General features: G+C 42.4%; 22 protein-coding genes. 4 read left to right on the forward strand and 18 right to left on the reverse strand.

Features of this window, described 5'->3' with window-relative positions:
- Positions 1-242: 242 nt before the first annotated feature.
- The 11 genes from DW904_RS17970 to DW904_RS18025 all read right to left on the reverse strand — a co-directional run bounded on the left by DW904_RS17970 (position 243) and on the right by DW904_RS18025 (position 9,747).
- A complete protein-coding gene (locus tag DW904_RS17970) occupies positions 243-1,340 on the reverse strand; it encodes a DUF6783 domain-containing protein (protein ID WP_118583282.1) in 1,098 nt (365 codons plus the stop codon).
- Positions 1,330-1,560, reverse strand: coding sequence for a helix-turn-helix domain-containing protein (locus tag DW904_RS17975; RefSeq protein WP_118583284.1), 231 nt, complete (start codon positions 1,558-1,560; stop codon positions 1,330-1,332). The genes DW904_RS17970 and DW904_RS17975 overlap by 11 nt, the downstream gene beginning before the upstream one ends.
- A gap of 149 nt (positions 1,561-1,709) precedes the next feature.
- Positions 1,710-2,687 carry a hypothetical protein gene (locus DW904_RS17980; protein WP_118583286.1) on the reverse strand — a complete coding sequence of 326 codons (978 nt, stop codon included), beginning with the start codon at positions 2,685-2,687 and terminating at the stop codon, positions 1,710-1,712.
- A 359-nt stretch (positions 2,688-3,046) separates the two neighbouring features.
- Positions 3,047-3,466, reverse strand: a complete 420-nt coding sequence (locus DW904_RS17985) for an SseB family protein (protein ID WP_243110487.1) — start codon at positions 3,464-3,466, stop codon at positions 3,047-3,049.
- 77 nt (positions 3,467-3,543) lie between these two features.
- Positions 3,544-4,089 carry a hypothetical protein gene (locus tag DW904_RS17990; protein WP_118583330.1) on the reverse strand — a complete coding sequence of 182 codons (546 nt, stop codon included), beginning with the start codon at positions 4,087-4,089 and terminating at the stop codon, positions 3,544-3,546.
- Between the two features lie 415 nt (positions 4,090-4,504).
- Entirely contained in the window at positions 4,505-5,515 is a 1,011-nt protein-coding gene (locus DW904_RS17995; RefSeq protein WP_118583290.1) for a helix-turn-helix transcriptional regulator, read from the reverse strand.
- Positions 5,516-5,664: 149 nt separating this feature from the next.
- Positions 5,665-5,853 carry a hypothetical protein gene (locus DW904_RS18000; protein WP_118583292.1) on the reverse strand — a complete coding sequence of 63 codons (189 nt, stop codon included), beginning with the start codon at positions 5,851-5,853 and terminating at the stop codon, positions 5,665-5,667.
- A 658-nt stretch (positions 5,854-6,511) separates the two neighbouring features.
- Positions 6,512-7,624 carry a HAMP domain-containing sensor histidine kinase gene (locus tag DW904_RS18010; protein WP_202187765.1) on the reverse strand — a complete coding sequence of 371 codons (1,113 nt, stop codon included), beginning with the start codon at positions 7,622-7,624 and terminating at the stop codon, positions 6,512-6,514.
- 40 nt (positions 7,625-7,664) lie between these two features.
- Positions 7,665-8,354: a response regulator transcription factor gene (locus DW904_RS18015; protein ID WP_019163079.1), complete on the reverse strand. Its 690-nt coding sequence runs from the start codon at positions 8,352-8,354 to the stop codon at positions 7,665-7,667.
- A 69-nt stretch (positions 8,355-8,423) separates the two neighbouring features.
- On the reverse strand, positions 8,424-9,239 hold the full coding sequence (locus tag DW904_RS18020; RefSeq protein ID WP_118583296.1) for a hypothetical protein: 816 nt from the start codon (positions 9,237-9,239) through the stop codon (positions 8,424-8,426).
- A gap of 361 nt (positions 9,240-9,600) precedes the next feature.
- Entirely contained in the window at positions 9,601-9,747 is a 147-nt protein-coding gene (locus tag DW904_RS18025; RefSeq protein ID WP_243110488.1) for a DNA-binding protein, read from the reverse strand.
- Positions 9,748-9,954: 207 nt separating this feature from the next.
- On the opposite strand from DW904_RS18025, the gene DW904_RS18030 reads away from it, so the two are divergent.
- Positions 9,955-10,569 carry a helix-turn-helix transcriptional regulator gene (locus tag DW904_RS18030; protein WP_226837871.1) on the forward strand — a complete coding sequence of 205 codons (615 nt, stop codon included), beginning with the start codon at positions 9,955-9,957 and terminating at the stop codon, positions 10,567-10,569.
- A 212-nt stretch (positions 10,570-10,781) separates the two neighbouring features.
- On the opposite strand, the gene tuf is transcribed toward DW904_RS18030, so the two are convergent.
- From tuf to rpsL, 4 genes are all read right to left on the reverse strand, one after another.
- Entirely contained in the window at positions 10,782-11,975 is a 1,194-nt protein-coding gene (gene tuf, locus DW904_RS18035) for an elongation factor Tu (RefSeq protein WP_118583298.1), read from the reverse strand.
- Between the two features lie 155 nt (positions 11,976-12,130).
- On the reverse strand, positions 12,131-14,254 hold the full coding sequence (fusA, locus tag DW904_RS18040; RefSeq protein WP_226837870.1) for an elongation factor G: 2,124 nt from the start codon (positions 14,252-14,254) through the stop codon (positions 12,131-12,133).
- Positions 14,255-14,271: 17 nt separating this feature from the next.
- The gene (gene rpsG, locus DW904_RS18045) at positions 14,272-14,742 is read right to left on the reverse strand and encodes a 30S ribosomal protein S7 (RefSeq protein ID WP_207664929.1); all 471 of its coding nucleotides are present in this window, start codon (positions 14,740-14,742) and stop codon (positions 14,272-14,274) included.
- Between the two features lie 158 nt (positions 14,743-14,900).
- The gene (gene rpsL, locus DW904_RS18050; protein WP_117854826.1) at positions 14,901-15,320 is read right to left on the reverse strand and encodes a 30S ribosomal protein S12; all 420 of its coding nucleotides are present in this window, start codon (positions 15,318-15,320) and stop codon (positions 14,901-14,903) included.
- A gap of 271 nt (positions 15,321-15,591) precedes the next feature.
- On the opposite strand from rpsL, the gene DW904_RS25935 reads away from it, so the two are divergent.
- The 3 genes from DW904_RS25935 (at position 15,592) to DW904_RS25940 (ending at position 18,029) form a co-directional block, all read left to right on the forward strand.
- A complete protein-coding gene (locus DW904_RS25935; RefSeq protein WP_308768448.1) occupies positions 15,592-15,738 on the forward strand; it encodes a DUF6783 domain-containing protein in 147 nt (48 codons plus the stop codon).
- A 135-nt stretch (positions 15,739-15,873) separates the two neighbouring features.
- Positions 15,874-16,659, forward strand: a complete 786-nt coding sequence (locus tag DW904_RS18055) for an N-acetylmuramoyl-L-alanine amidase (RefSeq protein ID WP_243110489.1) — start codon at positions 15,874-15,876, stop codon at positions 16,657-16,659.
- A gap of 65 nt (positions 16,660-16,724) precedes the next feature.
- The gene (locus DW904_RS25940) at positions 16,725-18,029 is read left to right on the forward strand and encodes a serine hydrolase (protein WP_347562201.1); all 1,305 of its coding nucleotides are present in this window, start codon (positions 16,725-16,727) and stop codon (positions 18,027-18,029) included.
- Positions 18,030-18,306: 277 nt separating this feature from the next.
- Here the strand turns inward: DW904_RS25940 and DW904_RS18065 are convergent, their stop codons facing one another.
- The 3 genes from DW904_RS18065 to DW904_RS18075 form a co-directional block, all read right to left on the reverse strand.
- The gene (locus DW904_RS18065) at positions 18,307-19,539 is read right to left on the reverse strand and encodes a hypothetical protein (RefSeq protein WP_330634168.1); all 1,233 of its coding nucleotides are present in this window, start codon (positions 19,537-19,539) and stop codon (positions 18,307-18,309) included.
- Between the two features lie 60 nt (positions 19,540-19,599).
- Positions 19,600-20,403, reverse strand: a complete 804-nt coding sequence (locus DW904_RS18070; RefSeq protein WP_118583306.1) for a protein phosphatase 2C domain-containing protein — start codon at positions 20,401-20,403, stop codon at positions 19,600-19,602.
- Positions 20,404-20,471: 68 nt separating this feature from the next.
- Complete coding sequence (locus DW904_RS18075; protein ID WP_118583308.1) at positions 20,472-22,211, reverse strand: serine/threonine-protein kinase; 1,740 nt, start codon at positions 22,209-22,211, stop codon at positions 20,472-20,474.
- Between the last annotated feature and the right edge of the window lie 115 nt (positions 22,212-22,326).

The raw sequence follows: 22,326 nt of genomic DNA on the forward strand, positions 1-22,326 counted from the left end.
CAAGCCGCGCATTTCAGGAGCGGTTTTAGTGGAGGCGAGATCCATGACTTACGGAGACTTAGGCGCGAAGGCTTTCCTGAGCGTCTTAGTCGTAGTTAGTCATTAGCTTGCCGGAACGTTGCGACGCGCGGCGGTGAATATACATTGTGAAATCGCGTCCGGAATAACGACCAACACACTAAATAGCAATGAAATTTCCTATTGCGCCAAAAATGCCAGGTTAATTTTCCTGGCATTTTTATTCAATATTCAATCTCTACATCTTTTTTGCCGATCAGCCCATTATCCAGGGGATGCCAAGTCTCCAGGTACTGCGTTTCCTCATCCTCGGACGAATTCAAATTCAAGATTGTCCTGGTTGTCACCATTTTGCCGGAAGTATCTTCCTTTCTGATTTCCGCCAGAATATAGGCAGTGTCTGCTTCTACCCTCAAGCTATCCGGCACCTCAGATGGCTTATAGGCAGTCTGTTTCAATACCTGATTCGCCTCATTCATCTGGTAAATGATGGTCCGCACCGGCTTGTACATAGTGGCAAACTGAACCGTCACTTTACAGCCTTCTGTCTTAGTCTTTCCATTTTCCACTGTAGTAGTTTCACCGGAAAGGGTAGCTGCCATAGTGTTTCCTTCTGAGCCTCCCACACCGTTGGAATAGCCGTTTCCAGCCATGGCATAAATTTCCCCGTTTTCTTTCTGGAAAACCGGATTTACATACTGGGTGTGTTCTGACTTGCCAGAGACCTGGTAAACAGTGGCGCTGATTTCCTGTGTTTCTCCATCATCGGTAACGTTGTAGTTCAAATACGGATCTCCTACTCCGTCGGAGCAAAGATTTCCTACAGATGTATTTCCATCCTCATCTTCGGTCACTGGCATTAAAATGTATTCTCCTTTTATGTCTCCAAAGGAAATTTTCCACTCAGAAGAAGACTGGGCACCTTCTTTATCCACAGTTGCCACAAGTTTCCCCTCATAACGGCTGTCATTTCCTATGGTGATACTGCTGTTGTTCATAAGGGAGGCGGCATGGTCGTTCAGATAGCCTTCCATATCATATAGGTCCAGATATTCGGAGGTGATAAAGGCGCCGATCAGGCGGTCACCGTTTCCATCTGTGCCGGCTTCTGGGACTGCAAGAGTACAGCCGCTGGCTGTAAAGGCCATGAAAATAACCGATAATTTGAACAAACTTTTTAACAGATGATTGTTCTCCCGTCCCTTCAAAAATCTTTCTGCAAGATGTGCATCACAATTTGTGGAAAATTTTCTCCAGATGAGAGCACCGCAATGGACCACCTTAACCGATTTTTGGTGATATTTTGATTTCCTAATCTTCATTTTCGTCCTCCTCCAGATTTCCATCAAATTTTAAGATATCGCCAACATCGCATTGCAGGAAATAACAGATCCGGTTAATGGTGTGGAACCGCACGCCCTTGGCCTTTCCGCTTCTGAGGACGGACAGGTTGGCTTCTGTGATGTTTACCAGGCTGCACAATTCCTTGGACGTCATTCCCCGCTCTTTCAATACGTCTTCAAGGCATACTTTTATTGCCATAAATCATTTCCTTTCATTATTGCAAATTGCTCCATATTAAATAGTCAACGATATTAAATTAAGAGTCGTTACCTGAATACCCTTGCTTCTTCCTATATAACGAATCAAGACACTTGCAGTCCGGCTATCATTTATATATCTCCATACGCTTAAATAAACAGGTCATTATCCTCTTTCAGTCTCTGCATTTCCCTTATATACTTTGCAAACAACAGCACTGCCAGCACAAAGGCCAGGGAAAATACCGGGACCGCCACCACATACTCAAGCTGATAAAGGCTACTCTGGAAAAACAATTGTAGTAGGTTAAATACCGCACCCAGCCCAATAGTGGATGCTAAGGTCCACACGCAAAAGTGGGAAAGTTTTTCCGCCAGTTTTACACTCTCTTCCTGATACAGGTTTTCCTTCATTGCAGCCAGAAGCCTTCTCGCCAGGAAAACAACTATAATATCCAGTACATAAGGCAGAATACGGACTGCAAAGTGGAGGAACAGAAAAACATAGGTGGGGGTAAGGTTGGAAAAAGTAAAAAATCCATCGCTTAGCTCTATGCCTGTATTTCCCTTCTGTACCGTTTCCAGATTCTGAAGCAGCCCTCCCAGCTCCTGTCCAAAGATGCCGTACACCAATACCACGCTCACAGTGCCAAGAAGGAACCAAAGTCCCTTTTGCAGTTTCTCCGTTCCTGCATTCTTATAATAAAGCAAAATGCGGATAAGCAGGTAACCCAGAAGGACGGAATAGAAGGTACTTCCCAGGGACCATTTCCCGGTGCCTGGTACTCCGGTGGACAATAGTCCCGGATTGATCATGTAGTATAGGGTTACAAAAAGAAGAGCGCTGATAACCAGAAGCATGAAATCCAGAGGTTCTGATTTCTTGCGCCAATGCAGGAATCCCCAAATTCCAGCAGGGATAATTCCCAACAGCATGTATAAGATGATTGCGACCACATTTCCTACAGCCCCAGACAGCGACAGAACCCGCAGGCCAGCTCCGATCTGCTCAAAAGGGAATGCGATCAAGGTGGAAAACAGGCCGGATAAGCTGCGCTGTAAAATACAGAACAGGACGCAGGCGGCCGCTTCCACAGATAAGAGGGTAAATAAATGTCTTTCTTTCATGGGGAACCTCCTTTTTGCAGATATCGAGAAAATCCGCTATCGTGCTGGATTAAACTATCTAATCCTTTACTATAGATTTCTTTATCTGGTTTATAAGAATTATTGAAAAACGATAATTTATAATTTAATTATAGCTTAAAATTATCGTTTGTCAATAATTTTAATAATAAAAAAATTGCCAGGCAGAATTTTCACGCTCTGCTCTATCCAATGGACAGAAGAAACGTTTTTATTTTCTTACCTGGCATTTTTCACACAAACCTATCTGTACACACTAAAGCGTGTTTGAAAAATCATTCCTGCAATATGGTCTTTGCCGTCTCTCAGGAGGTGCAGTTCCTCTTCTCTTTTTCAGTAACTTACTGTGTCACATCTCCAAGCACGATCCGAATCAATGTCTTGTCCAGCATCAATGTCCTGTTCCAGGGATTGATGATCACACCGCTGATTTCTTCCTCGGACAGCGCTGTCTCCAGTACTTTTCCGATGTCTGTCATAAAGGTTGACATAACGCTTTCGCTGCCTTTTAGTTCCTCATCGAAGCTGGTAAAAACCGCCCACCAGCTGTTTCCGTCGGAGGTTTTTACTGCCTGTAATTTCATCTGACCAGCTGCCTCGTTTGGCTCTACGGCGATGATTACCTGACCGTTTTCACGCATGCGTCTTCGTACCACGGTCAGTGCATGAGCCAGCAATTCTTGCGTTGGCTGCTGCTGAAGTGCTGCGATTGCATCCTCGATTTTCTCATTTCCAAGTAAACCTTCATCTGTTTTATCCATATCATTACTCTCCATTGAGCTAATTTCTGTATTAGAGCGTGTTTGAAAAAGGCTTTCTGTAATCTGCCGCTCTTTGATTATACCCTTTTATAAATGATTGGTTCATCATATCCAAAAGTTCTCTTCCCGTTAACTTCCATACTTTCAGATACTTCCAGACAACGATCGGAAAACTTTTCCCAAAGTTTAAATATCATTACCGGCGAAAACTGGCTTATGCTGCCGCCTTCCCAGATTCCGTCCTTTTCATGGTAAAGTGCGGGAGTAAATTTTTCGGATTTTTTCAGTTCCGCGTAATCAACCTTCTTCATGGATGCGTATGAAAATACCTTCTTATCTTCTCCTTCTGGAATTTCATAAGAGGAAAGTAAAATTCCCTGTTCTGTTTCTGTAATAAGAAAAAGATGTGGTGATGCATGACGTTTTCCATTCGTTTCATAGTAGCTTTCTTCAACAACAAATCTGCCATTGAAATCCTCCGGAAGATTTTTTATTTTGTCATTGCAGATTGTATTTACATGCTCGGCATATGGATATGTTTTCCCTTCCGCCTGCATCTTATCAAACTGCTCCTTGTTATCAAAATGTCCTGTCATCATTTCTGTAAATTCATCAAGTTTCATCTTGGTATTTACCTCCATAATCAATTTTTTAATGTTAGGAGCAAAAATTCCCAACTATAATATCCACGGAGCATTCCAGGCAATACATTCCCGCACTCCATATCATATGGTAACCGCCTGAATTTCCTGAAATAGCATTACTGCTTCAGCTTAACCTGCTTTGGTCTTGGATATACCTTTGGCAAGGATAATAATAAGCCACAAAAATAGCCGCCCCGGTCTGGTAAACTAGGCGGCAATTTTTGTCACATCATATATCGGACTAACCGTCTATCGGTAGCACTCTTTTTCTATAATCATATTATCACGCAGCTGTGTAAATGTCAAAAAGTTCTTTTTCTATTAGAAATAGCCACCAACGCGAACTGGAATTTCTGGATGAGTATAATATGCGGAAAATAAACTTAATTCCATTTTAAATATAGTGCTGAGTTTCACTGCCATTCTTTAACACCATTTTCACCACACCAAGCAATGCTGCAAATAAAACACCTGCAACCGGCCATACAATCCATGTAATATCCCAGCTCATCGTCCAGAAGCTCCATGCAAGGTAAATCGCTGTAGTCAAGCACCAATATACACCAGAAAACGTGTCCGTCTTTTTCTTAAACAGTTTTTCTTCTTTTGTATATTCGCCTTCCTGAAGAAGGGTATCGTAACTGCTTTTTACCATCCCAACACGAATCAACAGATTTACTCCTATTGCAAGTATGAATAGCAGCAATCCAACGGAAAGGCCACAGTAATAGTCAGACGCTTCCATGGCTTCGGCAATAATTGTCGGAATCACTGCCAGTATACAAAGCACTACCCCAACAGCTGTTCCTCTGATAAAAATCGGTTCATAGAAATCTTTTTTTTCTCGTACCATTCCAGATACACCATACTCTGTTTCAAAGCATTCTTTTTCAAAATGTTCCATATGAGATTCACGCATTCCATATGTAATAAACAAAAAGACGGCTGCTGCAACCATTCCAAGCAAAAAAACACATCCAAATACTGTTGCCAGAGATTCTGAAACATGAAATACGCCATCTTCTGCCATTGTCTCAAGAACAATCAGTAATATTGGACTTGAGATACACATACTTGTTGCATTTGCCACTACTTTGGATCCATTTCTTTTCATGCCAAGAAATTCATTTGCATTCTCCATAGTTACTTTTTTCAATGGTTCTGCATAGCTTTCAGTACTTTCGTGATAGGTGATATTTTCTGCTTTCATTTCATCTTTTAATAGATAATCTGTACTGACACCAAAAAGCTCCGACATCTGTAAAATTCTTTGCAAATCCGGAACAGCTCCTGCACTTTCCCACTTAGATACTGCCTGTCTGGATACGCCCAACTGATTGGCTAGTTCTTCCTGTGACCATCCATTCTTTTTTCTTTCCTCTGTAATCTTATCAGATAAAATCATTTTTTTCTCCTTTTGCAGATTTTATGAGCTAAATATAACAGTTTTGCTGTTTGCATTCCACCATTTCAGGCTGTAAATCTGTCAACCAGCAGTTGCAAATCACAAAAGGACTCGATGAATCCCGATTTTCCAGCAATATAAGCAGGAAATTATTTATCATCTGTATTGTTTTCCTTTTTCTTATGAGTCGAACCTAGGCAAAGAAATGAGGAACCAAGACATAACCATACTATAGCCATAGAATTTTCATTTCCACTCGTAAAGCCAATAGCTGACGCTATGAAAAACAGAACTGATGCAATATAAAATAAGATTGGTTTGTTTATTCCTTTTTTCATAAATAAGAAACTCCTCCAAATACCGATTGTTTTCTTGGCACCGTTTTGGCATCGGAAGCCTTAGTCGAAAAGATTTTTTTCCACGGCTAACAAATGCTGCTCTACCAACTTTATATTGCACCGGTAGTTTTTAATTGTTATAATCGAAACATGGGTGCTACCATAACGGTAGGCGGTTAGTCCTTCAACAGAGGGACTGTGACCCTCTGATTACATAGAAACCTGAAAGGGAATCCACTGGAAAGGAGGGCTAAGCCAATGAGTATTGTGGACTTCATAGCAGTAGTGAGCTTCGGCTTAACCTGCTTTAGTATCGGATATACATTAGGCAAAGATAATCATAAACCACAAAAATAACCGCCCTGTCTGCAAACTAAGCGGTTATCTTTGATAGATATTCTAAATAGTAAAACGGACTAACCGTCTATCGGTAGCACTCTTTTTCTATAATCATATTAGCACGCATGTGCAGAAATGTCAAAAAGTTTTTATTCTACTTTTTGAAGTTTTGACATATCCAATCCATGCCGGATCATCATCAGAATATCCCATTTTTAATTCTATGCACATTAAATTGTTAATCATTCTTATTCTCTCTTGATTCCAAATTTTGCAACATCTCAACAAACTGGAAGCTGTAAACCTGATTGTTCCTAAATTAACTGTGGCATACCATTGATAAACATATGCCATGCCTGTCATTTTTCGCACTAAGTTTCCATCCGTGCATTTCAACGATTTCTTTTGAGAGGGCAAGCCCTATTCCGCTGTTTCCGTTTTGTCCCGTATGAAAACGTTCAAACATATGGGAAAAATCCTCTGTGCTAAGTTCTCCTCCATCGTTCCAGATGGAAAGGACTTGATTTTTCCACGATATTTCGATTTGACTACACGCATATTTTACGGAATTAGTTATCAGGTTAGCAACAGCGTGTTCCAGCTTCTCCGGGTCTCCGTTGACATATCCTTCGTCCAGTTCTAACGATACTGAAAGGTTTCGCCTGTTCACAATTCCTTCAAGCGGCATCAAAATATCTTGAACCAGTGATGCCATTTCTATTGGTTCACACTTTAATGGTTCCGTACCGCTTTCCATTTTTGATAAATACAGGATATCCTCAATAAGTTTACTCATACGCTCCGTCTGAGACACTATCATTCTGCCCGCTTGAGAATAATCGGTAATGACTCCCATTTCAATCTCCTCCGCATATCCGCAAATTGCCATAAGCGGGGTTTTTAATTCGTGAGATGTATTTTCAAAAAAGGTCTTCTGAGCTTTGTCATTTTGTTCAAGTTTTTTCCCGAGAAAATATCCAATGGCAGCACCGAGAGCGGCAATGACAAAAGCATCCAGCAAAACACCAAAACTGATTTCTTTTACGAGTTCTGGTTCGCCGGTAACATCCACATAAGCAAGTAATCTCTCATTGCCGTCTTCGTAATACTCTGTTCTGGCTTTCATATAATAAGTTGCTTCGTTAATTTTTGCCCTTTGCATTTCATCAGACGGGTGTGTTTCATACCAGGCAATAAGTTTCTTCTCTTTGGGTGTCAGAATCTGATATATGTCATCCCTGTTTTCTGAATCTGCCCCCATATATACAAGTGAGGCATAATATAAAGAGCCCGTATCATTTTCAGATTCGTAATTCAAATATTCGTCTGAATCCAAAGTAAAAACGTTTTTAATTGCATTCTCAGCTCTCAGCTCTATTTTTTTATTAAAAACTATGTTCAGAATCAGCAGGCTCAAAAGCATGGCTGCCATAACGGCGGAACCTGTAAGTGTGGCAATTTTATAACGTGTCTTATTCATTACAATCCTCCAGTTTATAGCCATAGCCCCAGACAGCACTAATGCGAACTTTGCTGCCTGCGGTCTTCATTTTCTGCCTGACTCTTCTTACTGTCTCATCGACAACTCTGGTTTCTATCTCCGTAGAATCTATTCCCCATACTTTGTCGAGAATTTCATTCCGGGGGATTGCCGTTCCACCATGTTCCATAAGACATCCCAGAAGCGAAAATTCTGTCATAGTCAGACCAATATCATGCTCTTTCACAATGGCATTATGCTTCTCCCATGAAAAACACACATCACCAAAGGAAATATCTGCCTTTACCGGTATATTCATTTCAACTCTTCGGAACAACGCATTTACCCGGACAACAAGAAGTGACGGCGAAAATGGCTTAATCAGATAGTCATCCCCTCCATACATAAATCCCTTCATATGGTCAGACTCTGAATCCTTTGCCGTCAAAATAATAATAGGAACTGATGATATTGTCCTTAGCTTTTTACATATGGAAAGACCGTCTGAACCCGGCATCATAATATCAAGAATAACAAGATCACAGGGCTTCTCCTGAAAAGCAGAAAAGAGTGTATCACCATTCTTGTATGCTGTTACCTCATATCCGGCATTGGATAAAAATTCTGTGAGTATTTCTCGTATATCCTGTTCATCATCTGCCAAATAGATTTTTTTTGCCATATCTTTAATCCCACATGAGGGGAGTCCCTCAGAAATTCTGTGAGATTCCCCATATTATATCTTTCAAAATCAGTATGTCTGTATTTTAGTTCCACCTGCTTTCGCTTCAAGAGCGATTGCCTGTGCCTCCAAAGCATCAATCTCATCTGAATACTTCGCATAGCGAGAAGCAAATTCCTCGTCAGAGAGGTTAGCAGAGCCGTTATAAATATTGTCATAGATTGCATCAATTTTATTGTAAATACTGTTAAGCTGATTGACTTCATCTTCGCTCAAATTTCCATAGTATCCCTCATACCAACCCGCTTTCTTTTCAAGCGTTTCAATCTGTGCGTTCAGTGATGTAATCTCGTCATCATACTTTGCATAGCGGGCTTCGATCTCATCGTCTGAAAGATCATCGTCCGTCCACACTTCCGCATCAATTTCTTCGATTCTTTCATATGCTTTCTGAAGCTGTTCTGCTTCCTCTGCGGTGAGCTTGCCTGTATCATACAGAGCATTACACTCATCCTCGGAATATTCATATTCCTCGTTGTCGATCCACCCGGCTTTTTTATCAAGCTCCTCAAGGCGATCCATGAGGGTATCGGTTTCATCCTGATACTGATCGTATCTGGCATAGATATCTTCATCAGAAAGACCATCTGCATCTTTCATTATCTCTTTGTCGATAGCGTCAAGTCGGTCATAAATGGAGTTAAACTCTTCAATCTCCTTCTGAGTAAGAGAACCATAATCTACATTTGTTTGTGTTACCTCTGATGTAGTCACTGTCTCCTCCAGTGTCTCCTTCTGGGCAGCCATGGCAGGAATACCTGCGGATGTAGTCATTGCTGCTGCAAGTGCTATTACCATTCCTCTTTTGAATAATCTGTTCATCATTTTAGTTCCTCCTGATTTTTTATTTACCGGTTGTTCGGTATGGCTAAAGTATAGCTCAGGCAAATGTAAAAATATCCTTAGAACAGTCATGAAAATGTCAAGAAAGTGTAACAGCACAAGATTTCCTATAAACCATATTTACTCTCGCCTCTTAAGGGTTACAATCTTTTTTCAAATACCCACAATTTTTCTAAATCTGCAATTCCGATTTACCTTCACCTTATTTTACCATAGTGCTTTCTAAAGTGCTATTCTAATATATACAAAAGTGTAAAAGAGCGATCTCTTCTCTCACACTCACACATATACCATACCAGGTTCCTCTTTCTTCATCTTTGTACGCTGCCATACTTTCTCCCCCCTACATTGCACTCTGGGAATATCCATAAAATTTCTTTTCCCAGAATGTCCTCGGAATCTTACCTGCAACGGTCACATATCCCTGATCTGCAAGCTCTTTGTTCAGTTTGCGAAGCAGCTTGTAAGAATATCCAAGTGAAATCCCCATGCTCTATGCAACTTCTTCCGCTGTAATCATATAGTTCTATCTCTGCATATCATTTCCTCCTTATCTATAATTATCATTTTTACTGATACTATATTGCTTTAAATAATCATTGTCAATAATTTTCATCTGTATGAATGATATTTTTCTATATTGTTGATTTTTATCATTTGTGATATACTGTTCTTAGCTTTTAAGGAGGTGGATAATATGCAGGAATCATCTATTTCAGAAAAAATAAAAGAGCTACGAACTGATCTGAAGATGAATCAAAAAAACTTTTCCGTAGCTATTGGTATACGTCAGTCAACTTTATCCAGTTATGAAAATGGTGTGGTTACTCCCTCCAATGATGTGTTATTGACTATTGCCCAGAAATTTCATGTCTCACTGGACTGGTTATTTGGATTATCTGAAAATAAAGTACAGATTTCTACTCTCAGCGATATTATTTGGGTTTTACTGCAGATGAATGAATCCAATGAACTCCGGTATGAACTGGATATAAATAATAAACTTCCCGGTGATATAGAAACAGAAACACAGAAATGGTATGCCGGACTTCGCTTTTATGGAAATGATCCGGAACATTCTTTAAACGCAGATATGTGTAATTTTCTTGCTGATCTGCAGGAGAACAGAGAAAGCCTGGAATCTTATTTCACAGGCAAAGATATGTTTGATATGTGGAAAAAGCAGACGTTGGAATACTACACTTCCAAACCTGTCACCCATAAAGAAATTGAAGAACTGGATTTTGAGACACGAATCCGTAAACGAGATGAACTTTTAACACAGAAATTTTCCAATAACGAACAGAAATAGTATCATAACAGTATCACAGGCAGATATGCGAAGGTTTTCATTTTCTTTCCATACCTGCCTGTTTTTAATTTATTCGCTATTCTTTACAGCCTTATTTTAATCTTCTGTTCAACAGAAAAACCCCGGAAACCTTACGGTTCCGGGGTATCTTACGTTTGGACACAATGTACCTTGCGGTACTCTATTTATATAATTAAGATGTTATGCTAAAATTATTCGATAACTGTAGCAACACGTCCTGATCCAACAGTACGTCCACCTTCACGGATAGCAAAAGTAAGACCCTGGCTCATAGCGATTGGGTGGATCAGTTCGATTGTCATCTCGATGTTATCTCCAGGCATGCACATCTCTGTTCCTTCTGGAAGGTTGATAACACCTGTAACGTCTGTTGTTCTGAAGTAGAACTGTGGACGATAGTTGTTGAAGAATGGTGTATGACGGCCACCCTCGTCTTTAGTCAGAACGTAAACCTGAGCTGTGAATTTTGTATGGCATGTGATTGTTCCTGGTTTAGCAAGAACCTGTCCACGCTCGATCTCGTTTCTCTGAACACCACGAAGAAGTGCACCGATGTTATCACCAGCCTGAGCCTCATCAAGAAGTTTACGGAACATCTCGATACCAGTTACAACAACTTTACGAGTCTCTTCTTTGATACCAACGATCTCAACCTCATCAGATACATGAAGAACACCAGCCTCTACTCTACCAGTAGCAACTGTTCCACGTCCTGTGATGGAGAATACGTCCTCTACAGGCATAACGAATGGTTTATCTGTGTCACGCTGTGGGTCTGGAATGTAGCTATCTACTGCATCCATAAGCTCCATGATCTTATCGCCCCACTCGCTGCTCGGATCCTCAAGAGCTTTAAGAGCAGATCCTCTGATAACCGGGATGTCATCTCCTGGGAAGTCATACTCGGAAAGAAGCTCACGGATCTCCATCTCAACCAGCTCAAGAAGCTCGTCATCGTCAACCATATCACATTTGTTCATGAATACAACGATGTAAGGAACACCTACCTGACGGGAAAGAAGGATATGCTCTTTTGTCTGAGCCATAACACCATCTGTAGCAGCAACAACAAGGATAGCACCATCCATCTGAGCTGCACCAGTGATCATGTTCTTAACGTAGTCAGCATGGCCTGGGCAGTCAACGTGTGCATAGTGTCTATGCTCTGTCTCATACTCAACGTGTGCTGTAGAGATTGTGATACCACGCTCTCTTTCCTCTGGAGCTTTATCAATGTTAGCGAAATCTGTAGCTACGTTACCAGCAACTCTCTCAGAAAGTACTTTTGTGATAGCTGCAGTTAAAGTTGTTTTACCATGGTCAACGTGTCCGATGGTACCAATGTTACAATGCGGTTTTGTTCTCTCAAACTTAGCCTTTGCCATTTTAAAATGTCCTCCTTGATTAGTTGGCTCATTCTCTATTAAAATAGAGCGCCATATCGGTTTTAAACTTGCTATCCTTGATTATATTGCAAACCAAGGATATTTGCAAGCTTTTTATTGTTTTATATGAAATCCTGATTCAGCCTGTAGTTAAATCAGTCTTTCTTTGCCAGAACTTTCTCCTGAACACTCTTTGGAACTGGCTCATATTTCTCAAAGAACATGGAGTAGTTACCACGTCCCTGAGTTCTGGAACGAAGATCTGTTGCATATCCGAACATTTCGGAAAGCGGAACAAATCCACGGATCATCTTACCGCCGCCGATATCATCCATACCTTCGATACGACCACGACGGGAGTTGATATCACCGATAACATCACCCATGTAATCCTCTGGTGTGGTTACCTCAACCTTCATGATAGGCTCCAGAAGAATTGGGGAAGCCTTCTGCATAGCATCCTTGAATGCAAGGGAACCTGCGATGTGGAATGCCATCTCAGAAGAATCGACTTCATGATAAGATCCATCGTATACATTTGCATGTACACCAACAACCGGATATCCACCAAGGATACCAGCCTTCATAGCCTCTTCGATACCTTCTCCTACAGCCGGGATATATTCCTTCGGAATAGCACCGCCGACAACAGTAGACTCGAACTTGTACAGTTCTTCGCCGTTGGCATCCATAGGCTCGAATTTAACTTTACAGTGACCATACTGTCCACGACCACCGGACTGTTTAGCATACTTGCTGTCTACATCAACAGCCTTGGTGATTGTCTCTTTGTAAGCAACCTGAGGAGCACCTACGTTAGCCTCTACGTGGAACTCACGAAGAAGACGGTCAACGATGATCTCAAGGTGAAGCTCACCCATACCAGCGATAATGGTCTGTCCTGTTTCCTGATCTGTATGTGCACGGAAGGTCGGATCTTCTTCTGCAAGTTTTGCAAGAGCCTCACCAAGTTTGCCCTGTCCTGCTTTTGTCTTAGGCTCGATAGCCAGCTCGATAACTGGTTCCGGGAACTCCATGGACTCAAGGATTACTGGATGCTGCTCATCACAGATTGTATCACCAGTTGTGGTGAATTTGAATCCGATAGCTGCAGCAATATCACCGGAGTAAACCTTATCAAGCTCCATACGCTTGTTAGCATGCATCTGAAGGATACGGCCAACACGCTCTTTTTTGCCCTTTGTAGAGTTATATACATAGGATCCGGAATTCATTGTTCCTGAATATACACGGAAATATGCAAGTTTTCCAACGAATGGGTCTGTCATGATCTTGAATGCCAGAGCGGAGAACGGCTCTTCATCAGAAGAATGTCTCACGGTCGGGTTTCCATCCATGTCAACACCATCAATTGGTGGAATATCTGTTGGAGCAGGCATGTACTCCAGGATAGCGTCCAGAAGTTTCTGAACACCTTTGTTTCTATATGCAGAACCGCAGCATACCGGAACAGCTGTACACTCGCATGTACCTTTTCTCAGGGCTGCTTTCAGTCTGTCTGTGCTTGGCTCTTCGCCCTCAAGATATTCCATCATGAGATCGTCATCCAGCTCACAGATCTTCTCGATCAGTTCTGTATGATAAAGCTCAGCATCCTCTTTCATGTCTTCCGGGATATCGGTGATAGTAATATCATCGCCCTTCTCGTCATTGTAGATGTAAGCTTTCATTTCGAATAAGTCAATGATTCCCTTGAAGTCATCTTCTTTTCCGATTGGCAGCTGCAGGCAGATTGCATTTTTACCAAGACGAGTCTTGATCTGCTCTACTGCGCCGTAGAAGTTTGCACCAAGGATATCCATCTTATTGATGAATGCCATACGTGGTACATTGTAGGTATCAGCCTGACGCCAAACGTTCTCAGACTGTGGCTCAACACCACCCTTTGCACAGAATACGCCGACAGCGCCATCCAGTACACGAAGAGAACGCTCAACCTCAACAGTAAAGTCTACGTGACCTGGGGTATCAATGATGTTGATACGATGCTCCAAAGCACCAGGCTTCGGTTTGCAATTCTCTTCCAGTGTCCAGTGACATGTTGTTGCAGCGGATGTGATTGTGATACCACGCTCCTGCTCCTGCTCCATCCAGTCCATGGTAGCAGTACCTTCATGAGTATCACCAATCTTGTAGTTGACACCTGTATAGTACAGAATTCGTTCTGTAAGAGTTGTCTTACCTGCATCGATATGAGCCATAATACCAATGTTTCTGGTTCTCTCGAGCGGGTATTCTCTACCTTCTTTTCCAGCCAATGGATTTTCCTCCTTGATTAGAAGCGATAGTGAGCAAATGCTTTATTTGCTTCAGCCATCTTATGCATGTCTTCTTTCCTCTTTACAGATGCTCCGGTGTTATTGGCTGCATCCATAAGCTCGTTAGCCAGTTTCTCTTCCATGGTCTTCTCGCCTCTCTTGCGGGAGAACATGGTGATCCAGCGAAGAGCCAGAGCCTGACGTCTGTCAGCTCTTACCTCGATCGGAACCTGATAAGTAGCTCCACCGATACGTCTTGCTTTAACTTCAAGCTGAGGCATTACGTTGTTCATTGCCTCTTCAAATACTTCAATTGCTGGCTTGCCAGATTTTTCTTCCATTCTGGCGAATGCTCCGTAAACAATTTTCTGTGCAACACCTTTCTTACCATCTAACATGATGTTATTGATAAGCTTTGTAACAACTTTATTGTTGTACATCGGGTCTGCCAGAACGTCTCTTTTCTGAGTATGTCCTTTACGTGGCACGTTACTTCCCTCCTTAATCATCCTGATTATCTCATCGGTACTCACGCAGTAAACTATTGCATGTTCGCACTGGTAATGGTCCTATATTTAACCCGCAACCGACAGGGTATATGGAATACCGTACAAATCTCTATAGTCTCCGCAGCAATACGGATGGATTATTTTTTAACTTTCGGTCTCTTAGCGCCGTATTTGGAACGGGCCTGTTTTCTGTTAGCAACACCTGCGGTATCAAGAGTACCTCTGATGATGTGGTATCTTGTACCAGGTAAGTCCTTAACCCTTCCTCCACGGATCAGAACAACGCTATGCTCCTGAAGGTTGTGACCTTCTCCTGGGATGTAGCTTGTTACTTCGATTCCATTGGAAAGACGAACTCTGGCGATTTTTCTAAGAGCTGAGTTAGGCTTCTTAGGAGTAGCTGTTTTAACAGCTGTGCAAACGCCACGTTTCTGTGGTGCAGACTGCTCAACTGCTTTCTTTCTTAAAGAGTTATAAGTTCTCTGCAGAGCCGGAGCTGTAGATTTCTTAACAGCTGTCTGGCGTCCTTTTCTTACTAACTGGTTGAATGTTGGCATTCCATTTCACCTCCCGATTTATTTCTCCATAGATTGTTCTATGGGGTTTCCTTGCGGTTGCTATTATCTTAGTAAGCGCGGAAAAAAATGCCTTATTTCGCACGCTTTTTGATTATATCCTGTCTGCATATCTCTGTCAAGGTGTTTTTCATCAATTTTTCCTTATTTTTTCAAGGTTTTTACAATTTATCACTGTGAATTATAAATAGGTTTCTTCTTATTATAATGTATTTTTTACTGCTGTTCTGGAGCGTTAAAAAAAATCATTCCCGTGATCTGCATCACAATTTGTGGGAGATTTCGCTCGGATGAGGGCGCCTTAGCGGGCTACGGTAACCGAATTCGGGTGAAATATACCGCAAATTGTGACGCACATCTTGCAGAAAGCCTTTTTCAAACACGCTCCAGGAAAACTTAACTTTACATTGCATTCACAGCTTCACATTATTATAATAAGAAACAAGAACTTTTCAGCACCTCTACAGTACCTGCTTTTCGAAATACTATCTGCTGAATAGTCGAAAAAAGAATTAACATGAACAGGAGTATACATATGTGTTTCAAAAAAGCAGTGGCTAAATCCAGTGGATTCTCCCGGATTTTTGCATTTGGCTTTATGATTTTTTCCGGAGCAGGGCTTATAAATCTGTGCACTGTCTGTGCAGAGACCACTGACGAGCTTCAGGGACCGCCTGTAGCCCAGTCACATATAATCGGTATCGATCCCGGTCATCAGGGTCCAAATGTGGATATGAGTGACCTTGAACCTCTTGGTCCAGGTTCCACAGAAATGAAAGCCAAAGCCTCAACAGGAACCCAGGGAACTTTTTCAGGTCTGCCTGAATATCAGCTGAATCTGGATGTTTCTTTGAAGCTGCAGCAGATTCTGGAAGACCGTGGCTATCAGACTGTTCTTACCAGAACGGATAATGATACTGCCATCAGTAATAAAGAGCGAGCTGAATATGTAGCCGGACAGGGGGCAGAGATTTACGTGCGTATCCATGCCAATGGTGCTGAGTCTTCCTCTGCTGCCGGTGCACTTACCATTTCCCCCTCCTCTTCCAATCCTTATATATCCCAGCTCTATGATGATTCCAGCAGCCTTTCCCAGTGCATTCTGGATGCCTATTGTGACGCAACCGGATTTGAAAACCGCGGCGTAACATATGCCGACAATATGACTGGAATCAACTGGAGCACCATTCCGGTAACTATTGTGGAAATGGGATTTATGACCAATGAATCTGACGATCTGAAAATGAGCAATCCGGATTTTCAGAACACAATGGCATCTGGGATCGCTGATGGGATTGATGCATATTTTGCGGAAAAATAAATCTGGATTTATTGCCATAACATAATGTCTCTTCCAGATATTTCATTGATTCGAAAGGAGAACTTATGAAAAATAATAGAAAGAAACAAACATCTTCTTATCTGCTGATTTTTCTTGGCATTGTCGCTGCTTTACTAATTCTTATCATTCTTTACCTTACTTTCTTCAGAAAGGACAGCCAGAGAAGTATTAATCCAGCAAAAAACGGTTCAGCAACAGCCCAGACTGAAGATTTCACTGACGGTGAAACTTCCGGATTTACCTCTAGTGATGAGACTTCTGATGACGCCGACCAGAGCGGCTTTGTTTCCGATGATGGAAGTTCCGACAGCGAATCTTCTACTGATGATTCTTCTGTCCAGGGACCTTCCCAAAGAGAAAGTGCAGGTTCTGTACAGTCTTCTCCAACTCCGGAGGAAGTAACTGTTCCTTATCAGACTCCTGCTGCCAATGCAGAACCAGTAGGTCCTTCCCAGTCATCCGGCTCCGCCCCCGTTCAGACAACAGATGGCACTTCCCAGGGAAAAAAAGATTCTACCATGGCTGCTATTACCCCCGAACTTTCTGACGATGATGGCACCATCTCTCCCTCCCACGGAAGTTCTGCTTTTGACAACAAATCCGATGAAAAGATGGATACTCTGGTCACTCAGATCCAATCCCAGCTTCCTGGTTCAAACGGTTCCTGGAGCGTTTATATCTGTGACCTTTCAGGCGGCTCAGAGGCTACGATCAATGATTCCCCAATGCAGGCAGCCAGCCTGATCAAGCTTTTCATTATGGGTGCAGTATATGAGAATTATGATTCTTTGTCCCAGCAGTATGGTTCTGCCACCCTGGATTCCTATCTGACACCAATGATCACCGTCAGTGATAATGACGCGGCAAACAGTCTGGTTTCCTGCCTGGGAAGTGGCGACAGCACTGCAGGTATGCAGAAAGTAAACAGTTTCTGTCAGTCTCACGGCTACACAAATACTTCCATGGGACGACTGCTTCTTGCCAGCAACGAATTCGGAGATAATTACACTTCTGCCTATGACTGTGGAAAATTCCTGAAAGAAATTTACCAGATCTGCTCTGGTACTACTCAGACGCCAAGCCTTTTACATGCAGAAGAAATGTATTCCCTTCTGAAGCAGCAGCAACGTACCAACAAGATTCCGGCAGCCCTGCCAGAGGGCGTCAGCGTTGCCAACAAAACCGGTGAGCTTTCCAATGTAGAAAATGATGCCGGAATCCTGTACAACGCACAGGGTGGAAACGATCTGGTCATCGTCTTCCTTTCCCAGAACCTCTCCAGCCCGGGAGAAGCCCAGAATACAATTGCACAGCTTAGCCGCAGTATTTATCTCTACTATAATGATTAACCTTAATTCCTATGATACCAGTGTCAAAAGGTCAAAAAGCTGTTCGTGCTTGCACGATAAGGCTTTTGAACTTGGGACACGCCAAATATGAGAAAGTAGCGATTTACGCAGTAAATCAGCGGATTTCGAATATTTGGAGGATTGCGGGAGCAGCGTAGCTGCGTAGCAATCCGGGTATCAAATGGGTGTCAAAAGACCTTTTGACACCCATTTCATTGCTATTAAAAATGCGCAGTGCCTCCAAACAACACTGCGCATTTCTATATTAAGAAATTACCTACTCCTCGTCCCCATTCTCTTCATATGACATTTCCCATATCTCCGAAAAAACAGCCAGCGGACAATCCGTCAAAAGACACATCAGCAGGAAACATTCGTATGGGTTCACAATATAAATCTCGCTCATTCCACACTTCTTCAGAATTCTCTGCGCTTCCTCTATGAAATGATGGTATCTGTCATAGGGATCATCATCCTCCATCTCCTGAGACACAATAAAGAACTCCAGCGTAAGAAGATCAAACCGCTCTACCGGGAACTTGTGATTCAGAATATTGGTAATTCTCTGTCTGCTGAACCTCTTCTGGCTGAAATGTTTCGCCAGGATAGAGGCTGACATTTTTTTCAGATTTCCCATTTTATTGATAGGAATACCATTGCAGATTACCTTCTCCAGATCAGACGGAGTAATATTCTCCGGTTTCCAGACCTTAGCCCGGCCTTTCTCCTCCTCATCCTTCTGATACATGGCCGCAATGATCTGCTTCGCATGTTCCAGAAGGCGCAGGAACTCCTGAAATGCCTGACTCTTCTCATTCATTGGATCATCCCAGCCAGCTTTCAGGCATGCCAGATATTTCAGCAATTTTTCCTCTGTATCTATGGTAAAATCGCCGCTGATTACTTCCGCCACTTTTCCCTTATCTGCTGCAGGTTCCATGGATTTGTAATTCTCTTTATATTCCTCTGCCTTGCTGTAAGGAAGCTGCTTACTATAACAATACCAGTAGATCACTTCCTCTGGATTATGGAAATCAAAATCCTGCTCCTTCAGCACCCTTGTCAGAAAGTCTGAAACATCCTCCGCGCTCATGCGAAGCCCGAAGCCCAGCAGAAATATAGTCTCGCGCTTTACTGAGGCCTGTGTAAGCCAATTGTTCACCAACGCAGGAAGCTTAGTTGAAGTAGGATTCATAGACTTGGGTGTATAGGTTTCCCGGAAAGAATCAACTGCAATATCTCTGTATACCTCCTGAGGCACTTCCCCAAACGGTTCCTCAATCCCGGCTCTTTCATAGATATATCTCTTCAAATGATCTCCGAACGAAACCAGCTCCATCTCTTTATATAAATAATGAAAAATAACGTCCGCATCTTCATCCTCAAATCCGTCCAGACTGACTACCTGACGAAATCTCTGGGCGGCCCTTCTGGTAAATTCAAAATCCTTTACGGAATCAAATGCCACTGTCTGTTCAAAATCAAGATCCTGCATACGATTTTTCATCATAAATCACCTTCATTTTCCTATAATCAACTACTTAAATTGTGAAAAATTTTGCCCTCTGATTTATCCCTTCTTCTGCAAAAGCCAGGTTTTGAACGGCCGATTATCTGCTCTTACCTCGCAGAGAATGATCGTAGTATTATCTCTGGCCCCTTTATCCAGTACCCTTGTTAAAAGAGCATGGGCAATATCACGAATTGAGTCCTCCAGCTTCATAATTTCTTCAATCTCGCGATCAGATAACATATCTGTTACCCCGTCTGAGCAAAGCAGATAACGGTCCCTATCCTGATAAGGAACTGCCGCAATGGCAGGTTCCAGCTTCATCTCGGTCTCCTCCACTCCCAGAAACTGAGTCAGTGGTGCTTTCCCAAATCTGCAGCTTTTCAACACATGATCTCTGGAAATCTGTGAAAAATTCCCCTTGGAAAACCGATAAATCCTGCTGTCTCCCAGATTACAGATATACGCTTCTTTTTTTCCAAAAGCAATCATCGCCATAGTAGTTCCCATGGCACTGATCCGTTGTTCCCGACCATAATCACATACAGCCTGATTCATATTCTTACAGGCTTCCGTAAGAAAAAGTTCTGGTGCTTTACGAAGCATCCCCTTATTTTCCCTATAAAAATGCTCCAGGCTGTCAGAAGCAAGCCAGGCAGCCATTTCCCCCTGGCTCTCCCCTCCCATGCCGTCAAAAACAGCCATTACCGGAAGGCTCTCCCGAAGCCTGATACCTGTACGGATTTCTTCTGTTCCATGATTACTCACTGGAAGGTGCTCTCCGCAGCACCAGAAATTGTCCTCGTTATTTGGTCGCACTTTCCCTGCATGGCAGGTATATGCATAATCAATATGATATGTCATTCTATTCCTCTTCGTCTGTCTGTCGATATTCCAAAGAATCACAGCCACTTCTTATATGACCGGTATCATCATTCATCTAACTGCTCCAGCGCATTTTTCCAGTATTTCTCGCCACGCTTGGTGTACTCAGTACTGTCATTCTCCTTATCGTGGACAGTTCCGTCTGTATCGATCCAGCGGATCAGTTTGCCACGCTTGTCATAATAATATAATTCCTTCTTATTACCAGTCCATACATATGCAAAAAACAGACGTTCATCCCAGTAATAATACTCCTCATAAACTCCATCTTCGGATGTCTCCGGATAAATCAGCGCTTTTACCAGTTTCCCATTGCTGTCATAGTAGCGAAGCCGATCGCCTTCCTTGCCAACTTCCTTGCAGTCCGGAAGTTCGCTTACAATTGTATTCGCCTGCTCCGTAATTGTCTGAATTGAAGTAGAAAATTCATCAATTTGAGCAGTACTGTTATCATTAGCTTCCAGAACTTCCATAACGTTCTCCGTATTTTGAGCCTTGCGATTCTCATCATGGATTAATTTCATATAAACACCAATAATAATGCATGCCGCAAGCGCCACTACAATAAGGGAAACTGTCCATGGTGAAATCTGTCTTTCCTGGTCCCACCCGCTTCTCTGCTGCTTCTTTCGCTTAGTGGAAGAGGCATTTACTGACTGTTTCTCATAATTTTTCACTGCATTTTTCGCAGGCTTTCTGAGCTGTGCCTCTTCTTCCCGGACAGCTTTCTCAATCTGAGGGTCTTCTGCCACATGGGTCCGCTCCATACGGTCTTCCGGCTCCTGAGGGGCATATCTTCTCTGGTCCCGCTCAAGTTCTGCCGAATTTGTCAGCTCCCACTGGGACTTCTCCCACTCTTTCTCTGCATTCACCGGTGCCAGACGAAGCTTCTCCAAATCCCGCAGCATATCTTCTGGTTTCCTGTAACGTTTCCCCGGCTCATATGCACATGCTTTTAGTATAATGTGGGAAAAAGCAGCACTGGCATTAACTGGTACCGGCATTTTCTCCCCTGCCATTCTCCGTGCAAGGGCAGTCTCTTTATCTCTGTATGTAATCAACTGCTTATCCAGTGAAAGAAAAGGCAGCCTGTTCTGATTCATCAATTTATATAATACAATTCCAAGGGAATAGATATCAATACTGCTGTCGTACTTCTCACCCTTGTAAATCTCCGGTGCCATGTAGGAATAGGTACCTTTCTTGGACATATTGCTCATAGTATGTGCCTGTTCCCTGGCAATTCCAAAGTCACCCAGCTTAAAATCACCGAATCTGGACACAAAAATATTCTCCGGTTTCACATCACGGTGAATAATATTCAATTTTCTGCAATAAATCAATGCCATAGCCAGGTCACAGCCAAGCTTGATCACTTCCTTCTCAGTAAGCTCCTTGCCTGTGCAGTAATCCATAAAACTGGTAAGATATTCCATTCTTATGGAAATGTCCCAGCCGATCTCATCCAAATATTCCACCACTTTGAAATCTTCAAATGAAACCACATGGGAATTTCCGCAAAAATGCTCCATAGTATATATTTCCTGAATGCAGTCTTCTACCAGATTTCGAAAATATTCCCTGGTAGACTGCTCATTATTCATCTCTGAGCGTACGCTGTCAAGTTCTCCCTTACTTGCCGGTATGGATATGATCTTGATTGCGGAGTAAAAAGAACGGCCTCGTTCTGTCCGCTTTGCTTTATACACTTTCCCAAAGGATCCTTCGCCTATTTTCTCTATAAGTTCCCATTCTGGCCAGACGGAAACCGGAACATCTTTATCCATGTATGTTCTCCCTCCTCGAACGGGTAATGACTTTTTAAATGGACTGGCAAGTCTTCCCCGTAACGATACACAGAAATCATGGTTTACGTGATTTCACACCGCTATTCTCGGGTTT

It is taken from the genome of Ruminococcus sp. AM42-11, from assembly GCF_003480145.1.
Taxonomy (GTDB): domain Bacteria; phylum Bacillota; class Clostridia; order Lachnospirales; family Lachnospiraceae; genus Blautia_A; species Blautia_A faecis.